Below are 11869 nucleotides of genomic sequence, written 5' to 3' on the forward strand. Positions count from 1 at the left end.
TCGTGCGTGCACTATGACGAGTTAGAATGATAATGCAAGTCATTCGCAACAACAAATTCAAACGCAATGTTTTCAGGAACGCAGCCATTGCGTTTGTCGTTCCAGCGCATACATGGGTGACGATCGTGCGACCCGAAGCGAAGGATGGGAAATGGCCGGATTCTTGAGAAAACTGATGCCGAAACGGTTCCGCAAGGACGGCATCACCATTCCGGTCGTTCGCCTGCAGGGGGCGATCATCAGTGGCGGTGGCCAGTTCCGGCCGACCCTCAACCTCGCCAATGTCTCTCCGGTTCTGGAAAAGGCCTTCGCCATGAAGGACGCACCGGCGGTCGCCATCTCCATCAATTCGCCGGGCGGCTCGCCCGTCCAGTCGCGCCTGATCTTCACCCGCATTCGCGAGCTCGCCCGCGAGAAGCAGAAGAAGGTTCTGGTCTTCGTCGAGGATGTCGCCGCCTCAGGCGGTTACATGATCGCGCTTGCCGGCGATGAGATCATCGCCGACGCCACCTCCATCGTCGGCTCGATCGGCGTCGTCTCCGGCGGTTTCGGCTTTCCCGAACTGCTGAAGAAGATCGGCGTCGAACGCCGCGTCTATACGGCGGGCGAAAACAAGGTGATCCTCGATCCGTTCCAGCCGGAAAAGGAAAAGGACATCGAGTATCTGAAGAGCCTGCAGCTCGAAATCCACCAGATCTTCATCTCCATGGTGCGCGAGCGCCGCGCCGGCAAGCTGAGGGACGATGCGGCGGTCTTTTCCGGCCTGTTCTGGAGCGGCACACGCGGCCTCGAACTCGGCCTGATCGACGGCCTCGGCGATATGCGCCAGGAACTGAAGCGGCGCTACGGCCAGAAGACCAAACTGGAGCTCGTCACCGCCGGCCGCGGCCTGTTCGGCCGCCGGATTCCCGGTGTATCGCCGGTCTCGCTCGAAGGTGCTGCATCCGGTCTCGCGACGGGACTTGTCGAAGCGGCAGAAGAGAGAGCATTGTGGAGCCGTTTCGGGCTTTGAGAGGAGCAAGAGAGGGGCATGGCACAGCTTATTACGATCCTGGTCCTGGTTTTCTCAGCCTGGTGGCTCTACCGCCGCTTCGTCTCCGATGCCCGCAAGCTCGCCGAAAAGTCGCGCCGCGCTGAAAAGGAGCGCCAGACCGGCGCCATCGGCACGCTGGTCAAGGACCCGGCGACGGGAGAATACCGGCTGAAGCGCGAGGGAGAATAAGGGGCGTCGCCACTCATCTGCCTCTCATCCGGCTGCCGCTCCGGGCGCTCTGCAGGTGGGAAGCCCCCTCTGCCCTGCCGGGCATCTCCCCCACAGGTGGGGAGCTCGGCAAGTGGCGAAGGTTCCCCAAACAACGAAGCGCCTGCGCGGGAGCAGTCATGAAGGCCGAGACGTTGCTCCCAGCCGATCTCCCCCTTGTGGGGGAGATGTCCGGCAGGACAGAGGGGGTATTCCCTGCTGCCCCGTTGCCCGCTGCCACAAAGGTTAGGGTGAGAGGCGGCAAAGTCCTATTCCATATCGGCCTTCGCCGGCTGTCCGTCGCAAAAGTCTTGACCCCCGCCGCCCTCCATGGCACCTGTCGCGCCGATAAATCCCACGCAATCGGTGCCGTTCGATGTCAGCTATCCCAGACCATATGAACCCGAAGCGCTCCTTTCAGGCGCTGATCCTGACCCTGCATAACTACTGGGCGGACAAGGGTTGCGCGGTGCTTCAGCCCTACGACATGGAAGTCGGCGCCGGCACCTTCCACCCGGCCACCACGCTGCGCGCCCTCGGCCCGAAACCGTGGAAGGCGGCCTACGTCCAGCCGTCGCGGCGCCCGTCCGACGGCCGCTATGGCGAAAACCCGAACCGGCTGCAGCATTACTACCAGTACCAGGTGATCCTGAAGCCGAACCCGCCCAACCTGCAGGAGCTTTATCTCGGCTCGCTCGCGGCGATCGGTCTCGATCCGCTGCTGCACGACATCCGCTTCGTCGAGGACGACTGGGAAAGCCCGACGCTCGGCGCCTGGGGTCTCGGCTGGGAATGCTGGTGCGACGGCATGGAAGTCTCGCAGTTCACCTATTTTCAGCAGGTCTGCGGCATCGAATGCTCACCGGTCGCTGGCGAACTGACCTACGGTCTCGAACGCCTCGCCATGTATGTCCAGGGCGTCGACAATGTCTACGACCTGAACTTCAACGGCCGCGACGGCGACGAGAAGATCAGCTATGGCGATGTCTTCCTGCAGGCCGAGCAAGAATATTCGCGCCACAATTTCGAATTCGCCAACACCGAGATGCTGCATCGCCATTTCGTCGATGCCGAGAAGGAATGCCGGGCGTTGCTCGATGCCGGCGCCCCCGGCGACAACGCCAACCAGCGCCTGCACAAATGCGTCTTCCCGGCCTATGACCAGTGCATCAAGGCAAGCCATGTTTTCAATCTGCTCGACGCCCGCGGCGTCATCTCGGTCACCGAGCGCCAGAGCTACATCCTGCGCGTTCGCACGCTTGCCAAGGCTTGCGGCGAAGCCTTCCTGCTGACCGACGCCGGCGGCGTCAACCTGTCGAAAGAGGCGGCGTAAAAGCCGTCTAATTTCCGTCGCTTCCGGCGCTACGCTTCTTTTGTATTGCGCAAACCGCCCCCACATTGTCTTGTGGGTGTTGCGATCACGTATGGCTTCGGTATCTCGTTTGAAGAGCGGTATTCTTTACTTTAAACTTTTGTATGAAAATTCCGCCCCCAGGATGTTGCGCCTTTTAGCATGGCCCATCTTATGCGCCATGCTGTTCGTCCTGACTTCGTGCAGCAATTTCGACAAAGAATTCACCGTCTATTCGGCAAACACTACGATCGAAGTCTATACCGACGGCAGTGCGTTTGTGTCGGAAAACTTCGATATTTTGGTCAAAAGGGCGGAAAATTACGGCGGCGTCTACGTTGATATCCCTCAACGTTTCACGGATGCGTCAGGTGCTGTTCACTGGCGAGATTTCGAACTGGGCGCAGCCCGGCGTGACGGAATTGACGAATATTATTTCAAAGAAAACAATGTGCCGGGCTATTCGGTTTACATCGGAACGGAGCACTGCAAAGGCTGTTCTGCAGATCTGCTCACCGGTGTTACAAAGATCCAGATCGTTTACTGGCTCGGACGCCTGGTTCGTCAGGAAGGCGATCGCGAGGTTCTCTTCCTGCCGGCCTATATGGGCCGCGTGCACGGCCAGGGAGCGAAAAAAACGCTTACTCTAAAACTGCCGCCGGGCGGAACGGTACGCCCCTCGCGACAGGATCGGGCGGCGGCCTATGCCATTACGCGGAGCGCACCGAATGAGATCTTGGTATCTATTCCAGTAGGTAAAGCCGATCGAAAGCTACCGGACATCGAGATCGAATATCCCGCAGGGACCTTTGTGACCGTAACGAGCGGCAAGCGGGTGCAGTGGTGGCTCTCCGATCACTTTCTCCCATTCATAAGCATTTTGGGGCCGCTCCTCGCCGGCCTGTTTGTCCTCATGAGATTGGGGCAGAGCTGGCGATTGCCTGCACCTTCAGTTGCTGTCGATAGCAAGAAGACGGAGAGCATGTCGCCTGCTTTAGCGGCCTATGTGTTTTGGAACTGGAAGCCGGATACTGCAAAGGCGGCCTTCATGGCGTCTGTCTGCCATCTCGCAATGAAGAGACTGCTTCGCATTTCTGGCCTTGGAGAGAATGTCGAAGCTTCGGATTTGTCTGCCAGGCAGGTGCGCAAGAAGGGCAAGGTGGCGCGCGCCAGATGGTATGGTCTTCCAGCTGTGACACGTTCGGTATTTGGTCGAATTGAAGGAGAGCGGCCTGTCAATGATCGGCGCACCGTCGTATATGCCCTGTATGGTTTCGAACGTGACTTGCACCAGGTAGTCGCCGAGGAATATTGGAAAGTTAGAGGCGGCGCAGATCGAGCAGCGTTGACGACTTCGGCGACAATTCTAGTTCTTGGCATTGCCACTGCCTATTTGTCGGGCCTCTTGATTTTTTCCGCGGCCATCTGCGGGATATTGTTCATTGTTTTTCTGGTGGTAACAATGTTCCGCCATCCAGAGCGGTTTCCCGTGGCCACCGGCACCTCCGAGCAGTTCAAACAGGCGATTAGTTTGTTTGTGGGTCTTCCGGCCATACTGATTGTTGCGCTTGGCTATATTGGCATGACTGAGGTGATCGGCGAACAGCAGCCATATCTGGTGGCGATCTTGCTGCACATTGCCGGCATTATCGGCGTTTTGGCGATGCTGCGCATGCCAACGTCGAAGCAGCGACAGATGCGCAATAACATCCTCAGTTTGCACCGTTATTTCCACGGCGAGATCGATGGCCCGCCAATGTCGATCGAATGCTACGAGCACCATCTGCCCTTCGCCGTCGCGCTTGGTGTCGAGCAACGGTGGACCGAACGTTTCAACCTCTGGCGAGAGAGCGAGAAGATGGATGCCTATGCTCCGGATTGGCGAACAAGTTCTTAGGCGAGCGGTATTTTCAAAGTCTGATCGAAATCAGTCAAAGAGTGACTGCGCCACGATGACTTTGTTATGCCGAATCACTAACGTGCGATCAGCAAATCGGGGAGCTCATCTGCATGTTTGTGATACTCGCTATTATCGTTGTCATCGCGCTCTATCTCGTCTTCATCTACAACGGTCTGGTTCGCGCGCGGCAGATGGCGGAAGAGGCCTGGTCGGGCATCGATGTCCAGCTCAAGCGCCGCGCCGATCTGATCCCGAACCTGATCGAGACGGTCAAGGGTTATGCCGCCCACGAAAAATCGACGCTCGAAGAGGTGGTTGAGCTCCGCAACAAGGCGCAGGCCGTGCCGTCAGGCGATGTTGCCGGCAGGGCGCAGGTGGAAGGGCTGCTCGGCCAGGCGCTCGGCCGCGTCATCGCGCTCGCCGAAGCCTATCCCGATCTCAAGGCCAACCAGAACTTTGCGGAATTGCAGGCCTCGCTGGAAACCATGGAAGGCGAGCTGCAGATGGCCCGGCGTTATTACAACGGTGCCGCCCGCGACCTGAACGTCAAGGTCGAAAGCTTCCCGTCCAATCTCGTTGCCGGTCAGTTCGATTTTGCCAAGCGGGAATATTTCGAAATCACCAACGAGGCCGACCGCGCCGTCCCCACCGTGAAATTCTGACGATCCGGCATTTTGCCTTTGCGAGAAAGCGACTAAGAGCAAGGGCAGATCGCGACGCGCTTTAGGGTCGCCCTATGGACGGAAGAACAGCATGACACGCACAGCCAAACTCACGATCATCCCGCCGGGCAGGCCGCTTTCGGGCCGCGCCATGCCGCCGGGCTCCAAGTCGATCACCAATCGCGCGCTTCTGCTCGCCGGCCTTGCGAAGGGCACGAGCAGGCTGACCGGGGCGCTGAAGAGCGACGATACGCGTTATATGGCCGAAGCGCTGCGCGCCATGGGTGTTGCGATCGACGAGCCAGACGACACCAGCTTCGTCGTTACCGGCACCGGCAGGTTGCTGCCGCCGAAGACGCCGCTCTTCCTCGGCAATGCCGGCACGGCGACACGCTTCCTGACGGCGGCTGCGGCTTTGGTCGACGGCATCGTCATCGTCGATGGCGACGAGCATATGCGCAAGCGCCCGATCGGCCCGCTGGTCGAGGCGATGCGCACGCTCGGCATCGACGTCACCGCAGAGACCGGCTGCCCGCCGGTCACCGTCAAGGGCACCGGCCGCTTCCAGGCCGACCGCATCCGCATCGATGGCGGCCTGTCCAGCCAGTATGTCTCGGCGCTGCTGATGATGGCGGCCGGCGGCGACCGGCCGGTCGATATCGAACTCGTCGGCGAGGATATCGGCGCGCTCGGCTATATCGATCTGACCACCGCGGCGATGAAAGCCTTCGGCGCCAAGGTCGAGAAGACCAGCCCGGTCACCTGGCGCGTCGAGCCGACCGGCTATCGCGCCGCCGATTTCGTCGTCGAGCCGGATGCCTCGGCCGCGACCTATCTCTGGGCAGCCGAAGTGCTGACGGGTGGCGTGATCGATCTCGGTGTTCCCTCCGATACCTTCTCTCAGCCGGATGCGCGCGCCTATGACATCATCGCCAAATTCCCGCATCTGCCGGCGGAGATCGACGGCTCGCAGATGCAGGATGCCGTTCCGACCCTTGCCGTGCTTGCCGCTTTCAACGAGACACCGGTTCGCTTCGTCGGCATCGCCAACCTGCGGGTCAAGGAATGCGACCGCATCCGGGCGCTTTCGACCGGGCTCAACCGCATTGTTTCAGGCCTTGCCCGCGAAGAGGGCGATGATCTGATCGTGCAGTCGGATCCCGCACTGGTGGGCAAGCATCTGCCGGCGGAGATCGACAGCTTCGCCGATCACCGCATCGCCATGAGTTTCGCGCTCGCCGGGCTGAAGATCGACGGCATCACCATTCTCGATCCCGATTGCGTCGGCAAGACCTTCCCCGCCTACTGGCGGACGCTGGCAGCACTTGGCGTGACCTATCAGGACAAAGATTGACGAAACACGCAGCCGAGGCTGCCGGCGGGGAGACAGGGATGGGGCGTCGGTTTTTCGGATTTTGCTTTGCACTGCTCTTGATGCTGACCGCCCCAGTGGCGTTTGCCGCCGAGGTGATCGACAGTTTCGCCTCCGATATCGCGCTGGAAAAGAGCGGCGCGATGTCGGTGACCGAGACGATCACCGTCAATGCCGAGGGCAATCAGATCAACCACGGCATCTTCCGTGACTTCCCGCTCTATTTCACCGATGCCGACGGCCGTCGCCGCAGCGTCGATTTCGATATGGTCTCGGTCCAGCGCGATGGCGAGGAAGAGCCCTGGCACACCGAATCGATATCACGCGGCATCCGCATCTATGCCGGTTCTGCCGATGTGACGGTGACGCCGGGCCGTCATCGATATGTCTTCACCTACAGGACCAACCGCCAGATCCGCTATTTCGACGATCACGACGAACTCTATTGGAACGTCACCGGCAATGGCTGGATCTTCCCGATCCGCTCAGCCACGGCAACGGTGAAGCTGCCGCCCGGCGTCGGCGCGACGGAGACGACCTTCTTCACCGGCCCTGAGGGCGCGACGGGAAAGAATGCCCGCGTCAGCGAAACCGGCGCCGGCCTAGTTTTTTCCACCACCGCGCCGCTCGATGCCCACGAAGGCCTGACCTTTGCGATCCGCATGCCGAAGGGGTCGATCGATCCGCCAAGCGCGGATATGGAAAGCACCTGGTGGCTGAAGGACAACCGCAATTATTTCATCGGCTTCGGCGGCCTGATCCTCGTTTTCGCCTATTACACGCGCTCCTGGCTGAAGGTCGGCCGCGATCCTGCCCGGGGTGTCGTCGTGCCGCGCTGGGACGCGCCGGATGGTATCTCGCCGGCGCTGGTCAATTACATCGACAATAAGGGCTTCTCCGGTGAGGGCTGGACGGCGCTGTCCGCCACCGCCCTCAATCTTGCCGTCCGCGGTTACGTCAAGCTCGAAGACCTGAAGAATTCGATCGTCATCCAGGGCACCGGCAAGCCGCTCAGCAAGGAGAAATTCCAGGCCGGCGAAATCGAACTGCTGAAGGTTGCCGGCGGCGCCGGTTCGACGCTGACGATCGACAAGGCCAATGGCGAGCGGGTGAAATCCGTCGGTCAGTCCTTCCGCGCGGCGATCGAGAAGGAGCATCGCGGCAAATATTACAATTCCAACCTGGCCTATACCGCAGGCGGCATCGCGCTCAGCGCCGCGGCCCTGGTGACCCTGTTCGTTTTTGGTTCGCTGGAGCCCGACACCATCGCGGTGATGCTGATCCCGATTGTCATCTCGGTCTTCGTTTCGGTGTTCGTCGCCGGCCTCGTCAGGTCGCTGCATCGCGGCAATTCGCTGTTCGGCAAGATCATCGCCATCATCTCCGCCGCGATCGGCGTCTTCGTCGGCATCAGCATCCTGGCGACCATGGGGCTAGCGCTTGCCTCCTCGCTGGTGCAACTGCACGAAACGCCGATGCTCTTTGCCGTTGGCGGCATCGTGCTTTTGAACATTCTCTATTTCTTCATCATGGGTGCGCCGACCCCGCTCGGCGCCAAGATGATGGATGGCATAGACGGTCTGCGCCAATATCTGACGCTTGCCGAGAAAGACCGGATGAACACGGCCGGCGCCCCGGAAATGTCGCCGCGGCATTTCGAGACGCTGCTGCCCTATGCGGTGGCGCTCGGTGTCGAAAAACCCTGGTCGCGCACATTCGAAACCTGGCTTGCGGCAGCTGCAGCCGGCGCGGCGGCCGCCTATGCGCCCGCCTGGTATTCCGGCAACTTCAACAGTGGCAGCTTCTCCGATCGTATAGGCGGCTTTTCCTCGTCCATGGCCTCGACCATCGCGTCGACGATTCCTTCGCCGCCGCCGTCGAGCTCATCCTCCGGTTTTTCCGGCGGCGGCTCGTCCGGAGGAGGCGGCGGAGGCGGGGGAGGCGGGGGCTGGTAAGCTTTCCCGCTTGACCTTTCGGCCCCTGGCCCTTAACCGCCAGACAGAAAAGGAAAGGGTCGCGCATGAAGGTTCTGTTGATCGGATCGGGCGGACGCGAGCATGCGCTCGCCTGGAAGCTGGCGCAATCGCCGTTGATGACGGAATTCTACGCCGCACCCGGCAATCCCGGCATTGCCGAACACGCCGTCCTCGTGCCGGTTGACATCGAGGATCACGAAGCGGTCGCGGCCTTCTGCAAGGACAAGGCGATCGATTTCGTCGTCGTCGGCCCGGAGGCGCCGCTGGTTGCCGGCCTTGCCGACCGGCTGCGCGCCGATGGCCTTTCGGTCTTCGGTCCTTCCGCTGCCGCAGCCCAGCTCGAGGGTTCCAAAGGCTTCACCAAGGATATCTGCGCCCGCTACGATATTCCGACAGGCACCTACCAGCGCTTCAACAATGGACCGAAGGCGAAAGCCTATATCCGCGCCGAGGGCGTGCCGATCGTCGTCAAGGCCGATGGTCTTGCCGCCGGCAAGGGCGTGACGGTTGCAATGACGCTCGATGAAGCTTTGGCCGCGGTCGACGACTGCTTCGAGGGCGCCTTTGGCGCTGCCGGCGCCGAAGTCGTCGTCGAGGCCTATCTCGATGGCGAGGAGGCGAGCTTCTTCTGCCTCTGCGATGGCAAACATGCGCTGCCGCTCGCAACCGCCCAGGATCATAAGCGAGTGGGAGAGGGCGATACCGGCGTCAATACCGGCGGCATGGGCGCCTATTCGCCGGCGCCTGTGATGACCGCCGAGATGGTCGAGCGGACGATGAAGGAGATCATCGAGCCGACGATGCGCGGCATGGCAGAGAGCGGTCATCCCTTCTCCGGCGTCTTTTTCGCCGGGCTGATGATCACCAGGAAGGGGCCGGAGCTCATCGAATACAATGTCCGCTTCGGCGACCCCGAATGCCAGGTGATGATGATGCGGTTGAAGAGCGATCTCCTGCCACTGCTGCTCGCCACCGCCAACGGCACGCTCGATCAGGTCAAGGCCGAATGGAACGACGATCCGGCACTGACGGTGGTCATGGCCTCGAAGGGGTATCCCGGCGCCTACGAGAAGAACACGCCGATCCTTTCCCTCCCGGATGCAGGCGAGGGCGAGAAGGTGTTTCATGCCGGCACGGGTCTGAGGGATGGCACATTGGTTTCGACCGGCGGCCGCGTGCTGAATGTTACCGCGTCCGGCGGCACGGTCGCCGAGGCCAAGGACCGCGCCTACACGCTGCTTGACAGGGTGAGATGGGAAAACGGCTTCTGCCGGCGCGACATCGGCTGGCGGGCGATCGAGCGCGAAACCGGCTCGGCGTGAGTATAAACCGCCGCGTTCTTTAAATTTTTACCCTTTCCCCTGACGGGATGGAAACAAAGCTGCGCTAATTTGCTCCGAAGATGAGACGGAGCAACTTTGATGCGTCAGATTTTTCTCGGTGCGGCAATCCTGCTGATGGCAGGCTCAGCAATGGCGTCCTCGATAGAGGTGGTCGGCAAGACTGCGCCGTCCGCTGAAGGCAGCATCGTCACCGAAACCTGCGCCCATTGCCCACCGCTCCAGGCGGAGCTCACCAAGAAGGACTATACGGTGCCGGAGCTGAAGCCCGGCGTCCTCCAGGCAAGTGAAGTCCGCGATGTCGGCGGCGAAAAGAAGATTTACCGCACCGAAAGCTGGATGGGCGGCTCGCCGGTCGTCTTCGTCAGCAAGGCGACGCCTGAATCCATGATTGCGGCCGCGCCGCCGGCGGCGCCGGTAGACGGCATCGACATGAATGCGACAACCGCGGCCGTCATTGGCGGCGAAGCCAAGCCTGTCGCGGCCGGCATGACGGAACAACCGAAGAGCCTCGACGCTTCCGAATTCAAGCTGCGTTTCTAGGAGCAACTTCCAGGAAAAGTGCGCAGCGGTTTTGCCGGGAATTGCGCAAAACAAATAAGTTCCCTGCCCCTGCCTGATCAAGGTTTCGATCGATTGGGGTTCCACCACCGGTGGACCGAATGCACCCTCGATGAGCAGCGAGGGTGCATTCTTGTTTCAATGCACAATCAAAAACTGAATTATTGAAATTAAATAGAAGAATGCAACTTACGCATTTATTCGAGAATTTATATTTCGATCTTCCCAAGTCGTGCAAATAGAAGCCATGGATCGTTAAAAGATAATTTAGTCATTCACTCTAATTTTACCAATCGAGAGGCCGGAGGACGCATGATTGCGCTAGCTGCGCGGGCGATTTGAGACGTCCGCGGGTCGGGAGTTGACCGATCCGGAATTGTTTTGAATTCACCTGCTTTGCGAGGCACATCATGAAAAAGCTCAAGATTGCGCATCAATTGTTTGCGCTGATCGGCGTCCTAATGGCTGCTTTTGCAGTGGCTACTTATTTCGAAATCCGCACCTCCGAACAGGCGATCTACGACGAGCGTTTCGACATGCTGCGCACGCAGGTCGAATCCGGCATCTCCGTCCTCAACACCTTCTATGAGCGCGAGAAGGCCGGTCAGATGACCCATGAGGCCGCCCAGGCCGAGGCCTTCGAAATCCTGAAGCGCGTCTCCTTTCAGCCATCCGGTTATCTCTTCGGCTTCGACTACAACGTCATCCAGCTCTTCCATCCGAGCCCGGTCAATCTCGGCAAGGACATGAGCGGTCAAGTCGACAAGACCGGCGCGAAATTCAGCCAGGCGCTGGTCGACAACGGCAAGGCCGGCGGCGGCCGCACCTTCTACTATTGGACCAAGCCCGGTCAGCCGGAAGACCAGGTCTTCCTCAAGGGCGGTTATTCCAAGGCCTTCGAACCCTGGAAGATCGTCGTCGGTACCGGCGTCTATCTCGATGACCTGCAGCAGAAGGTGAATGCGACGATCTGGAAAGCGCTGACCGCTTCGCTGATCGTCTTCGTCTGCGGCATCGCCGCTGCCGTCTTCTTCATCCGCGGCATCTCCCATCCGCTGAAGGACATCCACAATGCCCTACAGTCGGTCGCCGAAGAGGACGTTTCGATCGCCATCCCGCATATCGGCATGAACAATGAAGTCGGCATGATGGCCAAGGCGACGCAGTCGCTGCAGGAAAAGATCAGGGAGCGTCATGCGATGTCCGATCGCGAGACGGCCCAGCAGCTGGCGCTGGAAAGCGAGCGCGAAAACAATCTGCGCCAGCAGCAGGACGAAGCAACGCTGCAGGCGCGCGTAGTGACGACCATCGGCCAGGCGCTGGAGATGATCGCCCGCGGCGATCTCACCGTTCGCTGCGCCGATCTCGGCCAGAAGTATGCCGCCCTTCGCGACAACTTCAACGATGCGCTGTCGCATCTCGAAGCCGCCATGGCCAAGGTCAGCGCCAAGGGCACCGACATCGGCA

General features: G+C 60.4%; 10 protein-coding genes. All 10 read left to right on the forward strand.

Translation table 11 applies throughout. From position 1 onward, the window contains the following. Window positions 1-151 precede the first annotated feature (151 nt). Complete coding sequence (locus HX898_RS12335) at window positions 152-1012, forward strand: S49 family peptidase (protein ID WP_180194760.1); 861 nt, start codon at window positions 152-154, stop codon at window positions 1010-1012. Window positions 1013-1030: 18 nt separating this feature from the next. Beyond that, complete coding sequence (locus tag HX898_RS12340; protein WP_003545875.1) at window positions 1031-1222, forward strand: hypothetical protein; 192 nt, start codon at window positions 1031-1033, stop codon at window positions 1220-1222. A gap of 394 nt (window positions 1223-1616) precedes the next feature. Beyond that, on the forward strand, window positions 1617-2573 hold the full coding sequence (locus HX898_RS12345; protein ID WP_011650682.1) for a glycine--tRNA ligase subunit alpha: 957 nt from the start codon (window positions 1617-1619) through the stop codon (window positions 2571-2573). Between the two features lie 163 nt (window positions 2574-2736). Continuing rightward, window positions 2737-4488, forward strand: coding sequence for a DUF2207 domain-containing protein (locus HX898_RS12350; protein ID WP_180194777.1), 1752 nt, complete (start codon window positions 2737-2739; stop codon window positions 4486-4488). Between the two features lie 113 nt (window positions 4489-4601). Continuing rightward, on the forward strand, window positions 4602-5153 hold the full coding sequence (locus tag HX898_RS12355; RefSeq protein WP_138390659.1) for a LemA family protein: 552 nt from the start codon (window positions 4602-4604) through the stop codon (window positions 5151-5153). Window positions 5154-5244: 91 nt separating this feature from the next. Further along, a complete protein-coding gene (aroA, locus tag HX898_RS12360; protein WP_138390658.1) occupies window positions 5245-6507 on the forward strand; it encodes a 3-phosphoshikimate 1-carboxyvinyltransferase in 1263 nt (420 codons plus the stop codon). A 38-nt stretch (window positions 6508-6545) separates the two neighbouring features. Then, a complete protein-coding gene (locus HX898_RS12365; RefSeq protein ID WP_180194778.1) occupies window positions 6546-8480 on the forward strand; it encodes a DUF2207 domain-containing protein in 1935 nt (644 codons plus the stop codon). Window positions 8481-8545: 65 nt separating this feature from the next. Further along, a complete protein-coding gene (purD, locus tag HX898_RS12370) occupies window positions 8546-9823 on the forward strand; it encodes a phosphoribosylamine--glycine ligase (RefSeq protein ID WP_138390657.1) in 1278 nt (425 codons plus the stop codon). A gap of 99 nt (window positions 9824-9922) precedes the next feature. After that, complete coding sequence (locus HX898_RS12375; protein WP_180194761.1) at window positions 9923-10384, forward strand: plant virulence effector HPE1-like domain-containing protein; 462 nt, start codon at window positions 9923-9925, stop codon at window positions 10382-10384. A gap of 428 nt (window positions 10385-10812) precedes the next feature. After that, the coding region (locus tag HX898_RS12380) for a cache domain-containing protein (RefSeq protein WP_180194762.1) at window positions 10813-11869 on the forward strand (1057 nt) is incomplete at its 3' end.

The organism is Rhizobium sp. WYCCWR 11128 (assembly GCF_013416305.1).
Classification (GTDB): Bacteria; Pseudomonadota; Alphaproteobacteria; order Rhizobiales; family Rhizobiaceae; genus Rhizobium; species Rhizobium indicum.